This is a genomic window from Devosia subaequoris (assembly GCF_014197055.1).
GTDB classification, from domain to species: Bacteria; Pseudomonadota; Alphaproteobacteria; order Rhizobiales; family Devosiaceae; genus Devosia; species Devosia subaequoris.
The window spans coordinates 354,668-374,816 of record NZ_JACIEW010000003.1 but is presented as its reverse complement, the minus strand read 5'-3'; the positions used below and the strand labels follow the sequence as shown (position 1 = coordinate 374,816).

21 protein-coding genes are annotated in these 20,149 nt (G+C 59.0%); 15 read left to right on the top strand and 6 right to left on the bottom strand.

The features are described 5' to 3' along the window. Positions 1-30: 30 nt before the first annotated feature. Positions 31-705: a TetR/AcrR family transcriptional regulator gene (locus GGR20_RS08590; protein ID WP_183310870.1), complete on the bottom strand. Its 675-nt coding sequence runs from the start codon at positions 703-705 to the stop codon at positions 31-33. Positions 706-746: 41 nt separating this feature from the next. On the opposite strand from GGR20_RS08590, the gene GGR20_RS08585 reads away from it, so the two are divergent. After that, entirely contained in the window at positions 747-1,781 is a 1,035-nt protein-coding gene (locus tag GGR20_RS08585) for a shikimate dehydrogenase (protein ID WP_276511901.1), read from the top strand. Here GGR20_RS08585 and GGR20_RS08580 read toward each other — a convergent pair. Next, complete coding sequence (locus GGR20_RS08580) at positions 1,778-2,449, bottom strand: GntR family transcriptional regulator (protein WP_420827436.1); 672 nt, start codon at positions 2,447-2,449, stop codon at positions 1,778-1,780. The two genes, GGR20_RS08585 and GGR20_RS08580, sit on opposite strands and share 4 nt — an antisense overlap. Before the next feature lie 272 nt (positions 2,450-2,721). On the opposite strand from GGR20_RS08580, the gene dctP reads away from it, so the two are divergent. The 4 genes from dctP to GGR20_RS08560 all read left to right on the top strand — a co-directional run bounded on the left by dctP (position 2,722) and on the right by GGR20_RS08560 (position 6,057). Beyond that, positions 2,722-3,702, top strand: a complete 981-nt coding sequence (gene dctP / locus GGR20_RS08575; RefSeq protein WP_183310832.1) for a TRAP transporter substrate-binding protein DctP — start codon at positions 2,722-2,724, stop codon at positions 3,700-3,702. A 103-nt stretch (positions 3,703-3,805) separates the two neighbouring features. Further along, positions 3,806-4,300 carry a TRAP transporter small permease gene (locus GGR20_RS08570; RefSeq protein WP_183310831.1) on the top strand — a complete coding sequence of 165 codons (495 nt, stop codon included), beginning with the start codon at positions 3,806-3,808 and terminating at the stop codon, positions 4,298-4,300. Beyond that, entirely contained in the window at positions 4,300-5,604 is a 1,305-nt protein-coding gene (locus tag GGR20_RS08565; RefSeq protein ID WP_183310830.1) for a TRAP transporter large permease, read from the top strand. Before GGR20_RS08570 ends, GGR20_RS08565 begins: the two co-directional genes overlap by 1 nt. Positions 5,605-5,619: 15 nt before the next feature. Next, on the top strand, positions 5,620-6,057 hold the full coding sequence (locus GGR20_RS08560) for a type II 3-dehydroquinate dehydratase (protein ID WP_183310829.1): 438 nt from the start codon (positions 5,620-5,622) through the stop codon (positions 6,055-6,057). 368 nt (positions 6,058-6,425) lie between these two features. Here the strand turns inward: GGR20_RS08560 and GGR20_RS08555 are convergent, their stop codons facing one another. Further along, positions 6,426-7,172 (bottom strand): FadR/GntR family transcriptional regulator, encoded by a 747-nt coding sequence (locus tag GGR20_RS08555; RefSeq protein WP_183310828.1) that lies wholly within the window; start codon positions 7,170-7,172, stop codon positions 6,426-6,428. A 129-nt stretch (positions 7,173-7,301) separates the two neighbouring features. Here GGR20_RS08555 and GGR20_RS08550 point away from each other — a divergent pair, with 129 nt between their 5' ends. Together GGR20_RS08550 and GGR20_RS08545 are read left to right on the top strand one after the other, a co-directional pair. Beyond that, positions 7,302-7,799, top strand: a complete 498-nt coding sequence (locus tag GGR20_RS08550; RefSeq protein ID WP_253560203.1) for an RpiB/LacA/LacB family sugar-phosphate isomerase — start codon at positions 7,302-7,304, stop codon at positions 7,797-7,799. A gap of 24 nt (positions 7,800-7,823) precedes the next feature. Beyond that, on the top strand, positions 7,824-8,600 hold the full coding sequence (locus GGR20_RS08545; RefSeq protein WP_183310826.1) for an RraA family protein: 777 nt from the start codon (positions 7,824-7,826) through the stop codon (positions 8,598-8,600). Positions 8,601-8,721: 121 nt separating this feature from the next. Here GGR20_RS08545 and GGR20_RS08540 read toward each other — a convergent pair whose 3' ends face one another. The 3 genes from GGR20_RS08540 to GGR20_RS08530 are packed head-to-tail and all read right to left on the bottom strand — an operon-like array spanning position 8,722 to position 12,509. Further along, complete coding sequence (locus GGR20_RS08540; RefSeq protein WP_183310825.1) at positions 8,722-10,479, bottom strand: apiosidase-like domain-containing protein; 1,758 nt, start codon at positions 10,477-10,479, stop codon at positions 8,722-8,724. 18 nt (positions 10,480-10,497) lie between these two features. Beyond that, positions 10,498-11,286: an enoyl-CoA hydratase/isomerase family protein gene (locus GGR20_RS08535; RefSeq protein WP_183310824.1), complete on the bottom strand. Its 789-nt coding sequence runs from the start codon at positions 11,284-11,286 to the stop codon at positions 10,498-10,500. Beyond that, entirely contained in the window at positions 11,283-12,509 is a 1,227-nt protein-coding gene (locus tag GGR20_RS08530) for a CaiB/BaiF CoA transferase family protein (RefSeq protein ID WP_183310823.1), read from the bottom strand. Before GGR20_RS08530 ends, GGR20_RS08535 begins: the two co-directional genes overlap by 4 nt. 167 nt (positions 12,510-12,676) lie before the next feature. Between GGR20_RS08530 and GGR20_RS08525 the strand changes: the two genes are divergently transcribed. The 8 genes from GGR20_RS08525 to GGR20_RS08490 all read left to right on the top strand — a co-directional run bounded on the left by GGR20_RS08525 (position 12,677) and on the right by GGR20_RS08490 (position 20,135). After that, positions 12,677-13,354 carry a GntR family transcriptional regulator gene (locus GGR20_RS08525; RefSeq protein WP_183310822.1) on the top strand — a complete coding sequence of 226 codons (678 nt, stop codon included), beginning with the start codon at positions 12,677-12,679 and terminating at the stop codon, positions 13,352-13,354. Between the two features lie 190 nt (positions 13,355-13,544). Further along, complete coding sequence (locus GGR20_RS08520) at positions 13,545-14,318, top strand: RraA family protein (RefSeq protein ID WP_183310821.1); 774 nt, start codon at positions 13,545-13,547, stop codon at positions 14,316-14,318. 50 nt (positions 14,319-14,368) lie between these two features. Further along, complete coding sequence (locus tag GGR20_RS08515; RefSeq protein ID WP_183310820.1) at positions 14,369-15,280, top strand: amidohydrolase family protein; 912 nt, start codon at positions 14,369-14,371, stop codon at positions 15,278-15,280. Next, positions 15,277-16,179, top strand: coding sequence for an NAD(P)-dependent oxidoreductase (locus GGR20_RS08510; RefSeq protein ID WP_183310819.1), 903 nt, complete (start codon positions 15,277-15,279; stop codon positions 16,177-16,179). Before GGR20_RS08515 ends, GGR20_RS08510 begins: the two co-directional genes overlap by 4 nt. A 14-nt stretch (positions 16,180-16,193) precedes the next feature. Then, entirely contained in the window at positions 16,194-16,490 is a 297-nt protein-coding gene (locus GGR20_RS08505; RefSeq protein ID WP_183310818.1) for a YciI family protein, read from the top strand. Positions 16,491-16,818: 328 nt separating this feature from the next. Then, the gene (locus GGR20_RS08500) at positions 16,819-18,165 is read left to right on the top strand and encodes an ABC transporter substrate-binding protein (RefSeq protein ID WP_183310817.1); all 1,347 of its coding nucleotides are present in this window, start codon (positions 16,819-16,821) and stop codon (positions 18,163-18,165) included. Positions 18,166-18,274: 109 nt separating this feature from the next. Continuing rightward, a complete protein-coding gene (locus tag GGR20_RS08495) occupies positions 18,275-19,252 on the top strand; it encodes a carbohydrate ABC transporter permease (RefSeq protein ID WP_183310816.1) in 978 nt (325 codons plus the stop codon). Then, positions 19,239-20,135, top strand: a complete 897-nt coding sequence (locus GGR20_RS08490) for a carbohydrate ABC transporter permease (RefSeq protein ID WP_183310815.1) — start codon at positions 19,239-19,241, stop codon at positions 20,133-20,135. The genes GGR20_RS08495 and GGR20_RS08490 overlap by 14 nt, the downstream gene beginning before the upstream one ends. Positions 20,136-20,149 lie beyond the last annotated feature (14 nt).

Genomic DNA, 20,149 nt, shown 5'->3' with positions numbered 1-20,149 from the left:
ACAGGCCTTCGCTCTCCCTCCTGATGGAGCTCAGAGCCTGGGTGCGGCTTCGCGTGCCAGATAGCGCAAGACCATTTCACTGGTATTCTGCTTGAGCTTCATCTGCATTTCTGCACTGCCGAAGTCGCGTGCGAACAATTGTGAGAATGTAGCCCGGTTCGAGACGTTGAAGAAGCAAAGTGCGCTGATTTGCCAATGGATTTCCAGTGGATCCAGTCCCGGCCGAAAGTGCCCCTCGCTGACGCCGCGCTCATAGAGCTCCTTGATCCGGGCGATCGCTGTGACGTTCAGTTCCCGCACGACGCCTGACCGTTCCAGATATTGCCCATGGTGGATGTTCTCGATCATCACCATGCGAATGAAGTTTTCATGCTGGTGATGATGGTCGAAAGTAAATTCCACCAGGCGCCGCATCCCGTCGACGGGTGGAAGTCCGGCAATATCAAGTTCAGCCTCACCTTCCCGTACAGTCGCATAGGCGGCTTCCAATGCGCTGAGGTAAAGCCCCTCCTTGTCGCCGAAATAGTAGTAAATCATCCGTTTGGAGGAGCGCGTCTTGGCGGCAATCTCGTCGATCCGCGCGCCTGAAAGGCCGTTGAGGGCAAATTCCTGGCTGGCCACCTCGATAATGTTGGCCCGCGTTCCCTCCGGGTCTTGCTGGCGTGCAGGCGTCCTGCGCCCTGCCTTTTTCACATCCGACCCCATTTCCGCCATCGGGAAAAAATGCCTTTCCAATACTCTCCGAATTGACCGAACTAACCAGTTCGTACATTGTGGAGAAAATGCCCTCACGTTCTTCTAATGGCGAGGGGCGTATGAAAACAAGGGCGGAGAGTTTTCCGCCAGGGAGCTCCTCGGTGACTAAACAAGGTGATCGCGTTCGAAAAGCCTTCGCGATCGTTGATGCGGCGCGCTCCGGTTTTGCTGGTAGACAAGACAAGGTCGTGCGGGTCGGCTTATTGGGGCGGGGTATTGGTTCGTCGCTCACACCGGCCATGCACGAAGCTGAAGGGGAACGACACGGCCTCCACTACCGCTATGACTTGATCGACTTCGACCGCCTTGGCCTCGAAGACAACGACCTTGAGGCCATGCTAGCCGCAGTCAAGGAGCGTGGCTATTCAGGGCTGAACATCACCTATCCCTTCAAACAAGCTATTCTGCCATTGCTCGATGATTTGTCGCCGGAAGCCGATCTGATTGGCGCCGTGAATACGGTGGTGTTGAGACATGGCGGCTGCATGGGACACAACACCGATAGCTGGGGCTTTGCCCAAAGCGTCCGCGTCGGCCTTGGCGCGGTACAGATGGACCATGTCGTGCAGGTCGGGGCAGGGGGCGCCGGCGCGGCTATTGCTCATGCCTTGGTCCAACTTGGCGCCACTTCACTCGACATCGTCGATGCCGACGCCGCACGGGCGCAAATTCTGGCCACTCATATTGCGCGAACCAGTAATGCTCGCACCCGGGCCCTGATGCCCGACCAATTAGGAGAAGCGATCGGCCAAGCGGCCGGCGTGGTGAATGCCACACCCGTAGGGATGGAGAAGCTGCCGGGCATGCCCTTCGATCCGGCAATACTTGGTCGGCATCAATGGCTGGCCGACATAATCTACTTTCCTCGCGAAACCGAACTGATCCGCCAGGCCTCGAGGCTTGGATGCCGCACATTGCCCGGCGGCGGAATGGCCATCTACCAAGCGGCTCGTGCCTTCCGTCTGTTCACCGATATTGATCCGGACAGCGCGGAAATGAGCAAGACGTTTGCGGCAAATGCTTAACTGTCCAGCCTCCCAGTCAACAGCACATGCTCCACGCCACTATTGACGTGGGTGGCCAACATGGTCAGTGCGCCATCGACATCGCGGGCGATCGCCATTTCGAACAGCACCTGATGATCATCGACTACGCCGGCACCGCGGAAGCTGGCTGCCCACATGTGATAGCGCAGAAAGCGATCAAACGTTGCAGCATGCAGGTCAAGGAGCACCTGTGACCCGCATGCCGAGATGAGAGCGTTGTGAAAGGCGAAGTCGTATCGCACCCAGTTGACCGTCTGGCGTTCCTGCCCTGCCAACAACTTCTTTTCAGTGGCAGCCAGTATGTGATGCGCCGCAACGACGCGGCCTTCCCATTCCAGGTCGCCCGCTGCCAGGGAAAGAGCGAGGGCGTGGCTTTCGAGCAATAATCTGAGGTCGGCGATTTCACGCAAGTCCTGCAGCGTGACTGGCGCAACCGCAAACCCCTTCTGCCCCTCCGCGACTACAAGTGACTCGCTGACCAGTCGGCTCAGAATCTCTCGTAGCGTGCTAACGCCTGCATCATAGCGTTCGCGAAGCCCCTCCAGCCGCAGTTTGTCTCCGGGGCGAAGGCGGCAGGCAATGATGTCCTGTCGCATGCGTTGATAGGTGGCTGCGCCGACAGATTGCGAAAGATCGTATCTGGACATAATCAAAGTTATCTGACGAAGTGAGTATTGTCTGATAGTTAACAGTTTAGCTGAGAAATAGGAAGTAGGCTTTCAGCGTCAAATTCTCGCCATTGACATGAACGAACCATTTCGTACAAAGTGCATCCAGCCCGATGACGGGAGGTTTTCAGTGTCGGAGCACATCCGTTCGATGGGAGTGAAGACCCGCAACGGATCATGCCGGGCCGCAGTGGGTTCGGCTCACGAAGGTAACAAAAGTGGAATGTGAGACATTCCAGGGAGGAAGATTGATGAATATTTCGCTTTCACGTCGCGCCCTTATGGTGGGTGGCCTGGTGCTGGCAGCTGCCTTCCCGGCGCTTGCCCAGGATAATCCAACGCTGCGCTTTTCTGCGGTGTTTTCGGAGCAGGACATTCGCGCTGAAATGATCAACCTGCTCTCATCGCAGGTTGCGGACTTTGCCACTGTTGAGCCCTACTACGGGGCAACTCTGTTTGCGCAGGGCACCGAGCTGGTAGCGCTGCAACGTGGCAACCTGGAATTGGGCAACATTGCTCCTCAGGACATCTCCAACCAGATTCCCGCCTGGTCGCTGCTGACCTCGGCCTACCTGTTTAGGGATGCTGCCCACCTGCGTGCTTTCTTTGACAGCGAAGTGGGTGCTGAATTCAAGCAGATGGCGTCAGACCAGCTCGGCATCAAGATTCTCGGGCCGACCTATTTCGGTGCCCGTCAGGTTGGCTTGCGCGGTGACAAAAAGATCGCAACCCCAGCGGACATGGCCGGTATCAAGCTGCGCATGCCGGGCGGCGATGCTTGGCAGTTCCTGGGCACGTCGCTGGGTGCCAACCCAACACCAATGGCCTATGCCGAGGTTTATACAGGGCTTCAGACCGGTGCCATCGACGGCCAGGACAACCCGCTGCCAAACGTTGAGAACATGAAGTTCTACGAAGTCATGGACCAGATTGTCCTGACCTCACACCTGGTTGGTTTCGACCTTCTGGTGATCAGCAACTCTGCCTGGGACGCCATGAACCCGGAACAGCAGGAGGCCTTCCAGGCCGCTGCCAAGGTTGCCATCGACTTCAGCCAGGAAGAGCACCTGAAGCGCGAGGCTGAACTGGTTGACCGCTTCAAGAGCGTGGGCCTGGATATCTATGAGCCCGATCAGGATGCCTTCCGCACTTATGCGCAGCAGAAATATCTCGAGTCCGATCTGGCCAACGATTGGCCGGGAGGCGCGCTCGACGCCATCAACGCGCTGTAATTACGCGTTCGGGTGCCGCCATTGAGCGGCACCCATTTTTGCATTTCTCATACAGAGACGACGGCGATAGCGTGCCCCCATTGCTATCGACGGGGAGGACGATATGGCCGGCCTGATCCAGCTTGGACGCTGGTTGTCCAAAAGAGCTGAAAACATTCTGGCGCTGATGCTGGGCGCGATGTTCTTCGCCTTTATCATCCAGATTGTGTTTCGCTACGTGCTGCAATTGCCGACAGGTTGGGCGCATGAGATCAGCGCTATCCTGTGGGTGTGGATCGTCCTGTTTGGCGCCGCCTTTGTATTGCGTGACCGCGACGACGTCCGGCTTGACGTTGTCTATTCGGCAGTAGGCAACAAGGCGCGCCGCGTGATGACGGTGATCACCGCTCTGGCGATCGTCGTCCTTTTGGCGACAGCCCTTCCCGCCATTATCGACTACATCTTGTTCATGAAGGTCGAAAAGACCGCCTATCTCAAGATCCGCTACGACTACGTCTATTCCATCTTTATCGTCTTCGCCGTCGTGACCGTGATCCGGTATATCTGGCGCGCTGGCGTGGCGGTTTGGGGACGTGAAGAGCAGGAAGAGACCAAATAATGGAACTGCTCACCGACCCCTTCTTTCTCTGTATTGCCGCAATTCTGGTGCTGGCCGTTCTAGGGTTGCCGATTGGCTTGTCGATGATCGGCGGCTCGATCCTCTATCTCCTCCTCAACGGCTTAGACATGGGGATCGTGGCTGAGCAATTCCTCAACCGCATGTACGCCAACTACATCATCCTGGCTGTACCGCTGTTCATCCTGGCGGCCGAGTTCATGAATATCGGCTCCCTCTCGGACAAGCTACTGGTCTGGTGCAACGCCGTGGTCGGCCGATTCCGGGGCGGTCTGGCGCTGGTCAATGTGCTGCAGTCAATCGTTTTTGCGGGCATGTCGGGCTCGGCAATTGCTGATGCGGCCGGGACCGGCAAAATGGTCCACTCGCTGATGACGCGCGACGGGAAATACCCCAATTCCTTCGCTGCGGCGCTCACGGCCTCGTCGGCAGTGATCGGGCCGATCATTCCGCCTTCCATACCCATGGTGCTCTATGCCCTGGTTTCCGATGCGTCGATTGGCTACTTGTTTATGGGTGGGATCATTCCCGGTGTGATCATGGGTCTCTCGCTGGCCTTGATCATTTTTTACAAGGCCAAGAAGCACAACTTTCCGGTGGAAGCCCCGGTGCCGCTGCGGCAGCTGCCCAAAATCACCTGGCAGTCTCTACCGGCCCTGATGATGCCTGTTGTGCTGCTATTCTTTATCTACAGCGGTATCACCACACCCACCGAAGCCGCTGCTGTCGCTGCCGCCTATGCGCTCGTCGTCTCGATCGTGCTTTATCGCTCGATCAGCTGGAGGAGCTTTTATTCGTCGTTGGTGGTCAGCTCAAAAACCACCGTGTCGATCGGTATGCTGATCGCCGGCGCATTGGTGCTCAATTACGTGGTCACGGTCGAAAACATTCCAGCGTCTTTGAGCGCAGTGCTCACGGAATGGAACCTCGATGCGGTGATGTTCCTGATCTTCGTCAATGTTGTTCTGCTGCTGCTCGGCTGCGTCCTCGAAGGAACGGCAATTATCCTGATCATCATCCCGGTCCTGGTGCCCTCGGCTGCAGCTCTTGGCATCGACTTGGTGCATTTCGGCGTCGTCGCGGTCGTCAATGTAATGATCGGCCTGATAACCCCGCCCTATGGCATGCTGCTCTTCGTGATGCAGACGGTCTCGGGCGCCAAACTCAAGGACATAGTGAGCGACACGCTGCCGTTCCTGGCTGTGCTGCTGGCGGCGCTGATGCTGTTCACCTTCGTGCCCGAAACAGTGCTGTGGTTGCCGCGTCTGTTTGGCTACCAGGGTTAATCCGAAGGATACCAAATGAAGCCCATCTACGTCCTCAACGGCCCTAATCTGAATCGCTTGGGAAAGCGCGAGCCGCATATTTACGGCACGACGACACTGGCCGAGGTGGAGGCGATGTGCAGGGCTGCAGCCGGCGAGCGTGGGGTCATTTTTCACCAGACCAACAGCGAAGAAAAACTCATCGGTTTGGTTCACGAGGCAATCGATGAGGGCTCCGGAATTGTGATCAATCCAGCAGCCCTTACCTTCACTTCACTGGCTCTGCTGGATGCTTTGAAAATGGTGGAGGGCCCGGTTATCGAGTTGCATATCTCCAACATTCACAAGAGAGAGCCGATCTATCATCGCTCTTATGTCTCCATGCGCGCCAACGCAGTGATCGCAGGCCTTGGGGCCTATGGCTATGAAGTGGCCGTCAAGGCGCTGATCCGACCGCTGCCTTTGGCTGACTAACTTAAATCAATAGTTATTGGCCAAGATCGAAGCTTGGGCCGTGGTCCAGATCACGAGGCAGCTAAGACTGAATGGCTTGTCATCCTTGAGCGTCGGCTCTGGCAGGCAGACCAGCGGGCGAGAACGCGACCCGGTGCGCGTCCCGCTTGTGCCTGGCAGAAATCTATCGCGAAGCGGGTGTGCCCGATGGGGTAATCAATATCATCACCACCTATAAGGGCGATGCTGCATGATCCGGGCGTCGGAAACTGTCGGGCTTAACCGTGGCCTGGCATCCGGCCCCGCGGCGCCCGTCGGTGGCACCAAGCTGAGCGGGCTGGGCGAGAGGGCACTCAGCTCGGCAATCTCGAATTTGGGAGGTATCGCAGTCAGCTGGTAGACGAGCTCCGGTCACGCTCGGCCGCCGCGCGCCGCTGATATTCGGTGCCGATTGCAAAGTGCTGCATCAGCAGCCGATCGGCGCTGTCAGCGTCTCTGGCCGCCACGGCCGCCAGCAATTCGCGATGGTGTTCGACCAAATAGGTCTCAATGCCGTCCAGGCTGGTAATACGCTCGCGTCGTTCCAGATGCGAGCGCTTGAGCAGGACGGCGATGGCGGCGTGCAAGCTCGCCAGGGTCGGGGAATGTGCAGCCGCGATCAGGGCAGCGTGAAAGGCAAAGTCGGCATCGCCGCCGATTTGCGGATCTGTCACGGTTTCTTCAACCCGCCGCAATGCCTTGCCGAGTGCAGCAAGATCAGTTGACGTTGCGCGGGCGCAGGCCAGTCTGATGGCCTGCCGCTCAATGGCAATGCGCGCCTCCATCACATCCTCAACCACTTCGCCCTGCTGGGCGAGCATCATGGTGAACAGGTCGCCCAATTCGGCAAAATCGGGGCGCCGCACCACGCTGCCATAGCCATGGCGAATTTCGATCACGCCGATGGCGGCCAGTGCCCGCAGCACTTCGCGGATCACCGGGCGGCTGACGCCGAGCCGTGTGGCCAGTTCCCGTTCAGGTAGCAGACGGTCTCCGGCCTTCATCTGTCCTGAGAGCAATTGTTCGCGCACAAAGGCAAACACCTGGTCGTAACCGGTTGCCTCTTCGGCTGGCTCTCGCGTTAGTCCTGCTCCCATCCCGTCTTTCCCCTTGTACCGCGCGAATTGGCTGGCTTGGCCCGGTCCTGTCAAGCGCGCGATGAACGTCACTCCTTGTCAAAGTGGTAATACCACGGTATGAGCTCTGTGGAAACGAGGAGGATCGAGGTGAACGAGACGCTGTCAGCGAGGGGATTGGAGATTCCGCGCCGAGCCGCCATCGGGCTGGCCTGTGACCATGCCGGCTTTCCGATGAAGCGGTTCATCCGGGACGTCCTGGCCCAGCATTGCGATGATGTGATCGAGATGGGCGCGACTTCGGAAGAGCCGGTGGATTTTCCCGATGTCACCCGCTCCGCCATTGGCTTGATCCAGGCAGGCAAGGTGGATCGGGTCGTGCTCGTCTGCGGCACAGGCGCCGGAGCTTGCATTGCCGCCAACAAGATTGCGGGCATTCGGGCCGCCGTGGCCAATGACACCTATGTCGCCCGGCAATGTGTCGAGCATGACAATGTCAATGTGCTTTGCATTGGCGGCTGGATCATCGGGCCGCAGATCGCAGCCGACGTCACGCGCGCATTCCTCGCCGCCGAATTCAGCACCGAACCGCATTTCCGCCGCCGCGTGGAGAAGCTGGCCGAGATGGATCGTCGGCGCGGCGAATGAACATCATCAACAAGGGAGGCATCAATGGACGCCAAGAAGCGCAAGGAAATTCTCGATACGGTCGCCAAGCTCAGGGTGACCGATGTCCGCGATGGCATGGATTGGGTTGGGCTGCATCACGTCGGGACGGTTGATCCCGAAATCCGGCCGCTCTATCGCACCAAGGCTGCCGGATTCGCCCAGACCTACCGGCACATTCCGACCCAGCAGCGAGTACCGGAACTGTCACCCGAGGACTATACCAAATGGGCCTATGACTACTGGTACCGTCAGCTCTGGAACATGGGGGATTTCAAGGAGCAGGTAGGGGAGGGCGATTTTCTGGTCATCGACACCATGGGCCAGAAGACACCCGCCATTGGCTCGATGGATTCCATGGTCTGGGCCGCGAACGGGGTGAAGGGTGTTCTGACCAATGGCGGAGCACGCGACACCGATGAGCAGCTCTACCAGAAAGCCATGCCATGCTGGCACCGCTGGGTGGTGCAGCCCATGTACCAGGGGCGTGTCGAATTCGGAGAGCCCAATTCAACGGTCGAGATTGGCGGCGCGACAGTCCGTCCGGGCGATCTTGTGGTGGCGGACGGCGATGGCGCCATCGTGGTGCCGCAGGACGTGATTGATGACGTGCTCTATTATGCCAAGCAGGAATCCGAGAATGATCGTTACGACCGGGGCATGCTGTTCGAAGCGCTTGGCATTGCGCCCGATGAGTCCACCCAATCCATGTTCCCCGACATGCCGCCGCACCCCTACAGGAAGAACCGCGAGGACTTCATGAAGCGGCTGCGGAAGAAATAGCAGGGGATCACAGCCATGTTCAGAGGGGCGCTGAAAGGCGCCCCTTTTTCATCCCACCAAAGCGAAAGCGCCGGCCCATCTGGGCACGGCGCTTTCATTCCCTGGGAGGAACGTCTTGCGCTCAGAGGCGCTGTAGCATCAGGCCCCAGTCCTCGGCATCGGGACGGGGTGGCAAGGGCAGCACACCATTGCGCGGCACCGAAATGGCCTCGCCCGGTTCGCGCCAATCGCCGTTGCGCGGATCAAAGAAGCGCGGCTGGAACTGGTCACCCGGCTTAACCCCACGCAGCCTTGCTTCCATCGGCGCGTCGGCCTCGAAATAGAGCATGATCAAGGATCGGTCCTGCGTGGCCGCGCAATAGCTCCACCCCTTATAGGCGTATCCCGGGCCCGTCTTGTTGGGGACTACCATTTCGGTGCAAGGGGTCAGCTCAAGATAGCGCTGGCCCTCGACAGTCGCGAAAGTCTTGAGGTGCTGAACCTGATTGCCCGATTTCCAACCGAAGCTGTCCCACATCTTGTGCAGGGATTCGGGTTCGATGTCGGATTGCCAGATGCCCTCGGCCCCATAGATGAACCCGGCCAACCCACCTGACAGGAAGCTGCCGTAAAGGCCGGAGCGGACATAGATGCGATCATCTTCACTGTCAGGTGGCACCCGTAATGGGTAAGGCTCCCCGAGCTGGTGCAGCCCGGCATAATAGGGCTCGCCATTGATCGCCGGCTTGCGCTCGGCCTCAAACATCTCGGTCAGGTACCAATAGGTATAGTGCTCGCGCACATTGCCCGACTGGTGCAGGTCAATCCAACTGTCCGGCCCGAAATTGACCAGCGTCGAAGGATTGGGATTGGCCGTCAGCATGGTGCCGAAAGGCGGCTTGCCATAGCGCTTGATCGCCAGGTCGATCGGGACATTGTAGTCCTCCGCCGGGATCGTTTGTTCATAGTAGTCGTAATGGATGGGGCTCAGCAGCGTGATATGCGCTCCATAGCGAGCGATCATGTACTGCACATAGCGCGCGTAAGATTCCGGCCAGTCGTAAAATTTCTGCCAGCATTGGCCGCTGTCGCGGCGCGAAATCTCAATGAACGGCACCATGCCCTGATCGTTGAGATAATCGATCTTGCGATCCAGAACCTTGAAATAGTCCGGATTGATGCGGTCCATGTCGGGAAATACGTCCTCGAAGCCCGGCACCTTGCCGGGAAACTCGAAAGGACGCCCGCCTTCATTGTGCATGTCCTTGGCAGACTGGGTGCCGGGCTGTTTCCAGGCGGCCCGCACCCAGGTGCCATCGTCCATTTGCAGGCTGTTCGGCTTACCGTCATTGGCCCAGGCGGGCTGGGCCGCAATCAGGCCAACGCAGTTGAACCCCTGAGCCTTGCGCACGGCCACATAGTCATTGAGCGTCGACTGGGGCCCTAGCGTGCCGGTGGTCGTAGCTGCATCTGCAAGCGGAAAGCGGAAGCTGGGAAGAGACCACCAGGTGTCGCCCAGAAGAAAGAATGGGGTGCCATCGGCGTATTGCAGCCCACGACCATTCGGGGTCGCCCCAATCATGCCGCGTCGGTTTGGATTGGCATCCAGTTCTGCGGGCGTCCAGCTCTCGGCGACAAACCTGCCGGATTGCCCCGATAGTCCGGTATCATTGGGGCTGCTGCCACTGGTCCAGTGCCACTCGCCCGGGGCGTTGGCAAGCACGCGGACGACCCACTCGTCTCCGCCGTTCCAGAATCCGTATACGCGCCTGGAGAAATTAGGGCCTTCAAGGTCTACCCAGACCTGCGCGTCGGCATAGGGATTGTTGAACCTGGTGCTGGCCTTGAAGATCAAATCGACCCTGGTCCAAACCTTGATACGGTCGCTGGACGTGCTCACAGTAATCCTCCCGCCGCTTCAGCGGCCCTGCCATTCCGGTTTGGTTTTGCTGACGAAGGCCTCGACGCCACGCCGAAAATCCTCACTGCCATAGGTGAGGCCGATGAGGTCGTCCGCCGGGTCTATATCGCGGGCCAGGACGCGGCCTATGGCTGCCTTGCTGACGCGCAAGGTTATGGGGGCATTTTCAAGCAGACGCTCGACTACCTCCTGCGCTGCCTGGTCGATTTCGTCAGGCTCTACCAGACGGGCAAGAAATCCTGCCGCCATCGCCTCATCCGCTTCGATGAATTCTGCCAGCATCAGCATGCGTTTGGCCCGCGCTTCCCCGAAGCCACCGACAACACGGGCGTAGGTCTGCATGGAAACGCAATTGCCGATGGTGCGCGCGATCGGGCTGCCGAACCTGGCTCGCCTGCTGGCGACGCGAATATCGCAGCAGGCGGCAATGTTGAGCCCGCCACCAACCGCCCAACCATCCACGATGGCCACGGTGGGTACCGGTACCGCCAGGATGCGCTGGAAATAGCGGTTCATCTTGGCTTCATAGGCGATGCCATCGGCGCCGCCGTCAAATTCCCTGAACTGGGAGATATCGGACCCGGCGACGAAGGCTTTTCCACCAGCGCCGCGCAGCGTCACGACCCGCAGGTCCGGATCCTCGCTGATCGAGGCGAGAATGGCATCTAGCTCTTCATACATGGCCCAGGTAAAGGCGTTATGGGCGTCGGGCCGATCAAAGATGATCCGCGCGACAGCACCGTCCCGCTCAAGACGGACACGGCCGAGGTCGACTGGCTCCGTCATACCGGGATCGCTTTGTGGTTCTGCTCGTCGAGCAGGCCAAGTTCGCTCAGAATCTCGTCAGTGTGCTGGCCCAGTAGCGGTGGCGGCCGACGGACCGCTGCTGGGGTGTGCGAGAGTTTGGCTGGAAAGCCCAGTGCCTTGAAGCTCCCCTCGACAGGATGCTCAATTTCGATCACGGCCTTGCGGTGGTGGACGTGCTCGTTGTCGAGCGCCACGCTGTAATCATTGATCGGCCCGGCAGGAACGCCGGCTTCGAGAAACTTCTCAACCCATTCTTCGGCAGGACGGGCAAGGAAAGTCGGTTTCAGTTCGTCGGCCAGTTCGCTTCGACGCTGAACCCGGTCGATATTGTTGGCGTAGCGCGGGTCTTCCTTCAGCTCGGGACGCCCGATCACATCGCAGAAGATCAGCCAGAGTTTCTGATTGGCGGCGCCGACAACGAAATTGCCGTCCGATCCGGCAAAGGCCTGATAGGGTGCGCTCATCCGGTTGGCTGTACCGAGCGGTCCGGGCGACTTGCCGGTCGCCCAGTATTCTGTGCTTTCCCAAACAGACAGCGCCAGGGCGGCGTCGAGCAGTGAGGTATCGATATATTGTCCCTTGCCGGTGCGCTCGCGCCCGATCACCGCGGACAGGATGCCGTAGCTGGCAAACATACCCGCACCCAGATCGCCCACCGGGATGCCCGACTTGACCGGTTCTGCTCCCGGGATGCCGGTGCCGCTGATGATCCCGCCCATGGCCTGAGCGATCAGATCGAAACCGGGACGCTGGGACCACGGGCCGGTTTGGCCGAAGCCGGATATGCTGGCGTAGATCAGTCGTGGATTGATCCGGGACAATGTCTCATAGTCGGCCCCGAGCTTCTTGCTGACACCCGGTCGACTGTTTTCAACCAGAATGTCTGCCGTCTCGACCAGCTTATGCAGAATATTCTGGCCCTCCGGTGTCTTGAGATTGAGCGTAATGCTGCGTTTATTGCGATTAAGCGCCAGAAAGCCCGGGCTATCCTCACCCTTCATGCGGAAGCCCATTGACTTTCTGGTCTGATCGCCGGTTTCAGGAGGTTCCACCTTGATCACGTCCGCCCCCATGTCACCAAGCAACATGCAGCAGAAGGGGCCGGCCATGACCTGGCTCAAGTCCAGCACGCGCAAGCCGGTCAATGGCGGCAAGCTGTCAGGTTCTTCATGGTGGCTCGCATTGGCAGCGCGTTCGGACATCGGCTCCTCCCAGGTGCAGAAAGGCGGCGCCGGAGCCCCCTCCTGAAATCAATTCTTGTATACAAGACTGGTGTTAGCTGAAAATCAAGGCCGGAATTTCGGCATCTTGCTTTTTTTGTGAAAGCTGCATACGAGCAGATATGGGCAAAACCGCAGAAAACGGGCCATTGGCCAACGAACCCGGCGACTCCTTGGGGCGAAAAAAGGGGCAGTTGCATGCAGAAGCCGCTGGCAAGCTGCGCAGCATGATCCTGTCCGGAGAGTTGCCGCCAGGTGAGCGATTGCGAGAAGTGCAATTGTGCGAACAGCTTGGCGTGTCGCGAACACCCGTCCGCGAGGCGTTGAGGACGATTGCAGCAGAGGGGCTCGTCGATCTGCTGCCTAACCGCAGTGTTGTGGTGTCCGAGCTGCATGCGCCGGACCTTGAACATCTGTTCGTCGTGTTTGGCGCAATCGAGGGTATAGCTGCCGAGTTGGCCTGCCAGAAAATCACGGAAGCCGAGATTGGCGAGATCGGCCGTTTGCTGGCGGAAATGATCGACTTTCACACCCGCAAAGAGCGGGCGCCCTATATGCAAATTAACCAGAAGATCCACCAAAGAACGGTGGAAATTGCCGCAAATCCAGTGCTTCACACGGTGTGGCAGTCGCTGGTGCCAAGGGTGGAGCGCGCGCGCGCCCTGGCAAATCTGGACACCGGCCGCTGGACGGGCGCCCTGTTTGAACACACCAAGATGTTCACGGCACTGGCGTCAAGGGACGGTCAATTGCTCGCCAAACTGACCAGGGAGCACTTCTTGAACAGCCTGCCATTCCTGCAGTCTCGCCTGGAGAATGACGACTAGCGCGGCGGCTTGACGTCCCCCAATATCCGGGCGCGCTGTCCTGTCGAGTTCCTTCTTCGGCAAAAATATGCGCCAAAAAGCGTTGACACCCTGAAACCTTGCATACAAGAATGACGACGTGGATCGGGGGGAGCCCGTCCTAATCACTCATACAAGGGTGGCGCCAAGCGTGCGCCAGCAAGGATTCGTCATGTCTTACGAGCCCAAGGATGCCGACGGCAAAGCCGTGGATCCCTATCATATCCGAAAGTTTTTTGAGCCTTTGCGCGTCGTTGATGTTGCGGACGCCATGGATGGCCTGGGCTATTTCAATATTGGCCTGGTATCCCAGGAAATTCGCCCGCTCTGGCTGGGTATGAAGTTCTGGGGGCCAGCTGTCACGCAACGCTGCGTCCCGGCCAACAAGCCGATGTGGTCGCTCGAAACAACTGAAGAAATCGTTGGGGCCCATGGCATCTGGTTCAACAAGCACGGGCATAACGGGCGGGGTCTAAATGATCTCGTCAAGGATGGCAGCGTCGTTGTCACCGACGTGGGCAGCTCGGGCGAGGTCGGCTTCTTCGGGTCTGAAAATGTCCTTGCTCTGCAGGCTGCTGGTGCAGTTGGCATTGTCACCAATGGTCATTGCCGCGATACCGGCGAAGTCACCATGCAGAAGACGCCGATGGTTTGTCGGGAGCGCGGCCGGACCATCATTCCGGGTCGCATCGAGGTTGTCGAACTCAATACCACGATTGGTATCGGGGGTGCGCAGGTGCGCCCTGGCGACATTGTGGGCTGCGACGACGACGGTTTGATCGTTGTGCCGATCGAGATCGCCAAGCAGGTCGCTCTGCATGCCAAGGCGGTGCTGGTCGCCGACATGAATGCCCGGCGCAAGCGCTACGATGCCCTTGGGCGAACCCATGACGAGAGTGTCGATACCGACGCTATCGATCGCTTCTACGCCGAACTTCAAGCCTAGCCATATCGATTTCGGGAGCCGGCCCTCCGGCTCCCGCAAGGGAGGGAAATGTGCGGGTTATCGATGCACACCAGCATTTCTGGGATCTGGACGCAAATTATCTGCCCTGGCTCGCCGACAAGCCGGTGAGCTTTCGCTACGGCAATTACGATGCGCTCAAGCGCAATTATCTGCCCGGCGACTATCGGCGCGATGCCTCGGCATTTGAACTTGTTGGCAGCGTCTTTATCGAAACCGAATGGAATCCTGTCGACCCGCTGGGTGAGGTCGCCTGGGTCGAGGCACTTCGCAAGAAAGAAGGGCTGCCGAGCGTGATGGTGGCGCAGGCCTGGCTGGACCGGGATGACGCTGCGTCCGTGCTCGAGGCGCATGGCCACACCGGATTTGTCCGTGGCATCCGGCACAAGCCAAAGGCGGCAGCGCGGCCCGAAGAGGTTGTTCGCGGTGCACCGGGCAGCATGGGGGATCCCGCTTTCCGGCGTGGTTTCGCCATGCTCGCGCTAAATGGCTTGAGCTTTGATCTGCAAACGCCGTGGTGGCATCTCTCGGAAGCGGCCGATCTGGCTGCGGCGTTTCCAGACACCCAGATCATCATCAATCACACCGGCCTGCCTTCGGATCGCAGTTCAGAGGGCCTCAATGCCTGGCGCGGAGCCCTGAAACGGGCCGCCGAGTGCCCCAACATTGCCATCAAGATTTCGGGTCTTGGGCAGAAGGATCGTGCCTGGACCGTAGAGGCGAATGGCCAAATCATCCGCGACACCATTGAGATCTTCGGTGTGGCGCGCTGCATGTTCGCATCCAATTTTCCGGTCGACGGCCTCGTGGCTGACTTCGACACTATCTTCAATGGGTTCATGGCCTGCGTGAGTGACCTGCCCGAAAGGGACCAGCAGGCGCTGTTTCACGACAATGCCGCCCGCATCTACCGTATTCAGACTCAAGAAGGAGCGGAGCGATGACCAAGCTTGCCTTCGACACTTCCACCCGCCTTGGCCTTGTCGGCCTTGGCATCATGGGGGCGCCCATCGCTGAGCGGTTGCGGGAGCAGGGCTATGATCTGACGGTCTGGAATCTGGAGCCGGAACGCTTTGACACCATCCGTGGCAGCGGCGCCAAATGGGCTTCGAGCCCGGCCGAAGTCTGGAAGAACTCAGACGTCGTGTTCGTCTGCGTTCTGGGCGACGCGGCCATCGAAAGCGTCTGTTTCGGTTCCAACGGCTTTGCTGAGGCCGGGCGCGGCGCGCGCATGCTGGTGGATCTTTCGACCACGTCTCCGGAGGCGACGCTGAAGCTGGCCAGCCGTCTTGAAAAGGAGATGGGGGCAAAATGGATCGATGCGCCCATGTCTGGTGGTCCCGCGCCAGCCCGCCAAGGCGAACTCACCATCATGGCCGGCGGCGATCCTTCGGCATTTGAAGACGCAGAGCCGTTGCTGGGCAATATTGCGCAGAATGTCACGCTGATGGGGCCGCTTGGTTCGGGTCAGAAAACCAAAATCCTGAATCAGGCCATTGTGGGCGCGAACTACATTCTTATGGCAGAAATCCTTGCGAGCTGCCGCGCTGCAGGGATTGACCCGGATCTCCTGCCTGTCTGCCTTAAGGGAGGGCTAGCGGATAGCGCAATCCTCCAGCGCATCTACACGCAGATGAGCGCCGAAGACTTCGATCCACCGCGCAGCTATGTGCGCCAGGTCAACAAGGACCTGAAATCGGTAGAGCGCTTCGTGCACGATCTGGGGCTTGAATTGCCCCTCCTCGATGTCGCCGTGCGGCAATATCGTCTTTACGCTGAGGCCGGAAACGAAATGGAAGACGGCGCTTCGGTGTCGCGCCTCTACCAGAAGACCACTGATTAGTCGGGGAGGATGCAGTGCTGTTCATCGTCAGTGGCCGCGACAAGGCGAACGGTATGGCCGGAAGACTGGAATATCGCCCGCAGCACCGGGCCTACTATGCCGGGCTGGACGAAGATCTGATCCTGGCGGGCCCGTATCTTGATGCTGATGGAGAGCCGATCGGCAGCATGATCGTGATGCGTGCGGCGTCGCAGGAGGCCGCCGAGAAGTTTGCCTTTGCCGACCCTTACTGGACCCAGGGCGTATTCAAAAGCCTGACGGTCTCCCGATGGGACTGGTTCATGAAGCGACCTGACGATTTTATCTCTTAGTTGCATACAACAGAGCCTCGTTTGATCCCGATGACGGGCGTAACCATCACCTGATCCAGTGCGTCCATTGCAGGTGGATTGATATCATGCGTTCGGCGTTGATTGCTATGGCACGCAGGGCTTTGCGGGTGCAAGCGAGCTGTAAGACGGCGTACGCAAATTAGTGACTCATTATCGTTGACAGCGGTGTTTCTTGCATACAAGAATGGGATAGTAACGAGGCGCCAAGTTCTCGCGGAGGGGTGAGCAGGGTGTCGCGCTAGAAAGAAATTGTCTGCGATCTGGTTGTCAGGCGCGCAGGCGAGGGAATTTGCAAAGGGAGGAAACCATGCAAGAATTCCGTCTTAAGAAGGGGTTGGCAGGATCATTACTCGCGACCTCGGTCCTGGCTTTGTCCATGGCCGTTCTGCCCAGTGGCGCTGCCGCGCAGGATAGTGACCTGCAGGGTGAGATCCGGTTTAGCTGGTGGGGTGGTCAGGTCCGCAACGACAAGACAGACCAGATCATCCAGCTCTTCGAAGGTCAGCACCCGAACGTTTCTATCGTTCGCGAGAACGCAGACTGGTCGCCGTACTGGGAGCGCCTGACGATCCAGTCGACCGGCAACAACCAGCCCTGTGCCATCACCATGCAGACGCGTTGGTTGGCAACCTATGCCCGTCCCGACATCCTGATGCCGCTCGACGAGCTGGTCGAGAACGGAACCCTCGATGTCTCGGGTATTCCTGAGCCCGTGCTGAACTCAGCGCGTGGTGCCGACGGCAATCTTTACATGATCCCGCATGGCGTATTCTACTTCGCCCTGATGTATAATGAGCAGATGGCGCAAGCTGCCGCGGATGCTGGCGTTGCACCGCTCGAATATCCCTACACCTGGGACGAGTTCGCCGAATATCTCACCGCCATTCTTCCGCATCTGCCCGAAGGCGCGGCCTCGGTGCACAATATGGGTCGCGAGCAGGATGCCTTCGTGACCTGGGTGCAGTCGCATGGCGAGGATGTGTTCGACGGTTCGAATGTCGGCTTCACCAAGGATGTCGCCATCCAGTGGTTCGAATATTGGGAAGCCCTGCGCACTGCCGGGGTCACCGAGCCTCCCGAGGTGATGATCAGCGACAATAGCGCACTGATCGAAGAATCCAACATCGCCAATAATCGCGGCTTTATGACCAACCGTCCGCCCAACCAGCTTGGTTCGGTGCAGACTACGGTGGATACCGTGAGCCCGGGTACCACGATCGGCATCATGCCCTATCCGGTTGGTCCGGATGGAACGGTCGGCATGGATATTGGCGCCAATGGCATTGCAATTGGTGCGAGCTGTGATGAGGCACTGGTGCCTGTTGCCGCCGAGTGGATCAACTTCTGGACCCAGAACGAAGAGGCTGCCGGGATCTACGAATCGGACAATGGCGTGGTGTCCATTCCGGCTCTGGCAACCGCTCAGGCTGAAGATCCTGAGACGCAGCCCACCCAAGTACAGCATATCAAGCTGTATCAGGACGTGATCGACGACGCCAATCCGGTGTTTTGGCCGGCCGGCGGCTACCAGGCGCTGACTGATACGCTCAATCGCGCCTATGACGCGGTGGCATTTGGTCAACTGTCCCCAGAGCAGGGCGCAGACCAGCTCATCGCCGATCTGCAGCAGCAGCTGACCCAGGCTGCCCGCTAACCAAGAACTGGCGCGCGGGCCGACGTCACCCGCGCGCCAACACTTCGGCGCATAGCTGAAGCTGTTTAGACCCAAGGCCGGCCCTGTGGCAGGCGGAGAGGGAGAGTGAATGAGCTCGATTGATGCCGCAAATGGTCCGGTACTGACCGCGTCGGAAACGGCAAGGTCCGTGCGGGAAATCCCCCGAAACAGAACAGGATCTGCCCTGAAGAAGGCCGACAACCGGGCGGCTTACATGTTCCTTTTGCCCTGGTTTGCCGGCATCATTCTGATCACGGCCCTGCCCATGCTGGCGTCGCTCTATCTGAGCTTCACCGATTATGCAGTAATCGGCCTGCCCTCGTTTGTCGGGTTCGACAATTATGTGCGGCTGTTCACATCCGATCGACGCTTCATCACCTCGATCTGGGTGACGCTGAAATATGTTGGCTTCTCGGTTCCGCTGGTGCTGCTGTTCTCGCTGGCCGTTGCGGTGGCGCTCAATCGCGGCCTGCGGGGCCTGGCAATCTACCGCTCGCTCTTCTATGTGCCCTCGCTTATCGGTGCCAGTGTCGGCATCGGTCTGCTCTGGAAAGAGGTTTTCGGCGAGCGCGGCGTCGTCAACGACATCCTGGCGCTGTTCGGTGTGGCTGGCCGTGGCTGGATCAACAATCCAACCTTTGCCTTGCCCTCCGTTATCGCATTGAATGTCTGGACCTTCGGTGCGTCCATGGTGATCTTTCTGGCCGCCCTGCGGCAGATCCCGGAATCCTACTATGAGGCTGCCTCGATCGATGGAGCCAATGCCTGGCAGCGCTTCCGTCGGATCACCCTGCCGCTGATCACGCCGGTAATCTTCTTCAACACCGTGCTGCTGTTGATCAATTCCTTCCAGTCCTTCACCCAGGCCTTCGTGGTTTCCAATGGGCGGGGCGGGCCGGTGGATTCGACGCTGCTCTATTCTCTCTATCTCTACCAGCAGGCGTTCCAGCAGCTGCAGATGGGCTACGCGTCGGCCATGGCCTGGGTCCTGCTGATCGCTATCGGCCTCGCCACGGCGCTGATGTTCTGGTCCTCACGCTATTGGGTGTTCTATGGCGACCGTTAAGACATACGATCCAGAGCTGCTGCGCTCCGAGCGGCGCAAGCGCGAAAATATCCGCCGGCTCAAGGGCCTGGGCCTGCATACCTTGCTGATCGCCATACTCGGCATCATGCTTTACCCGGTTATCTGGATGGTGCTGAGCGCGCTGCGTCCCGAGACCGAGATCTTCGGCGACATGGGGTTCATCCCCACCAACTGGACGCTGGAGAATTTCGTTCGCGGCTGGCAGCTCTATGGGAATCTGACGTTCACGCAGTTCTATGTGAACTCGTTCATCATCTGTGCCCTGGCGATCGTCGGCAACCTTCTGGCCTGCTCAATGGCGGCGTACGCCTTCGCGCGGCTCGAATTCCGCGGCAAGTGGTGGCTCTTTGCCATCATGCTCGGCACCATGATGCTGCCGATCCACGTGCAGCTGATCCCGCAATATATCTTCTTTCTCAATATCGGCTGGGTGAACACCATCCTGCCCCTCGTGGTGCCGAAATTCCTGGCGCACGATGCCTTCTTCATCTTCCTGATGGTGCAGTTCATGCGCTCATTGCCCCATGAGCTTGAACAGGCGGCGGTGGTCGACGGCGCATCCTACTGGCAGCGCTACTGGCGGATCATTCTGCCTCTGTCGATGCCGGCGCTCGCCACCACAGCGGTATTCACCTTCATCAATACGTACAACGACTTCTTCAGCCAGTTGATCTACCTCACCGACACGGACCGCATGACGGTTCCGGTAGCTCTGCGGCTTTTCCTCGATCCGAGCGGCGGTTCCTCCTCCTTTGGTGGACTGTTCGCCATGGTGCTTGTCTCCATTGGCCCAGTGCTCGGCTTTTTCCTCGCCTCGCAGCGGCTGCTCACCAAGGGCATCGCCACGCAAGGTTTCAAGTGATCCGCCCGGAGCAG

Excerpts from the sequence above, each read along its gene's own strand:
- GGR20_RS08590 (WP_183310870.1), bottom strand. The coding sequence starts at position 705 with ATGGGGTCGGATGTGAAAAAGGCAGGGCGCAGGACGCCTGCACGCCAG.
- GGR20_RS08580 (WP_420827436.1), bottom strand. The coding sequence starts at position 2,449 with ATGTCCAGATACGATCTTTCGCAATCTGTCGGCGCAGCCACCTATCAA.
- dctP (WP_183310832.1), top strand. The coding sequence starts at position 2,722 with ATGAATATTTCGCTTTCACGTCGCGCCCTTATGGTGGGTGGCCTGGTG.
- GGR20_RS08570 (WP_183310831.1), top strand. The coding sequence starts at position 3,806 with ATGGCCGGCCTGATCCAGCTTGGACGCTGGTTGTCCAAAAGAGCTGAA.
- GGR20_RS08565 (WP_183310830.1), top strand. The coding sequence starts at position 4,300 with ATGGAACTGCTCACCGACCCCTTCTTTCTCTGTATTGCCGCAATTCTG.
- GGR20_RS08560 (WP_183310829.1), top strand. The coding sequence starts at position 5,620 with ATGAAGCCCATCTACGTCCTCAACGGCCCTAATCTGAATCGCTTGGGA.
- GGR20_RS08555 (WP_183310828.1), bottom strand. The coding sequence starts at position 7,172 with ATGGGAGCAGGACTAACGCGAGAGCCAGCCGAAGAGGCAACCGGTTAC.
- GGR20_RS08545 (WP_183310826.1), top strand. The coding sequence starts at position 7,824 with ATGGACGCCAAGAAGCGCAAGGAAATTCTCGATACGGTCGCCAAGCTC.
- GGR20_RS08535 (WP_183310824.1), bottom strand. The coding sequence starts at position 11,286 with ATGACGGAGCCAGTCGACCTCGGCCGTGTCCGTCTTGAGCGGGACGGT.
- GGR20_RS08530 (WP_183310823.1), bottom strand. The coding sequence starts at position 12,509 with ATGTCCGAACGCGCTGCCAATGCGAGCCACCATGAAGAACCTGACAGC.
- GGR20_RS08520 (WP_183310821.1), top strand. The coding sequence starts at position 13,545 with ATGTCTTACGAGCCCAAGGATGCCGACGGCAAAGCCGTGGATCCCTAT.
- GGR20_RS08510 (WP_183310819.1), top strand. The coding sequence starts at position 15,277 with ATGACCAAGCTTGCCTTCGACACTTCCACCCGCCTTGGCCTTGTCGGC.
- GGR20_RS08500 (WP_183310817.1), top strand. The coding sequence starts at position 16,819 with ATGCAAGAATTCCGTCTTAAGAAGGGGTTGGCAGGATCATTACTCGCG.
- GGR20_RS08495 (WP_183310816.1), top strand. The coding sequence starts at position 18,275 with ATGAGCTCGATTGATGCCGCAAATGGTCCGGTACTGACCGCGTCGGAA.
- GGR20_RS08490 (WP_183310815.1), top strand. The coding sequence starts at position 19,239 with ATGGCGACCGTTAAGACATACGATCCAGAGCTGCTGCGCTCCGAGCGG.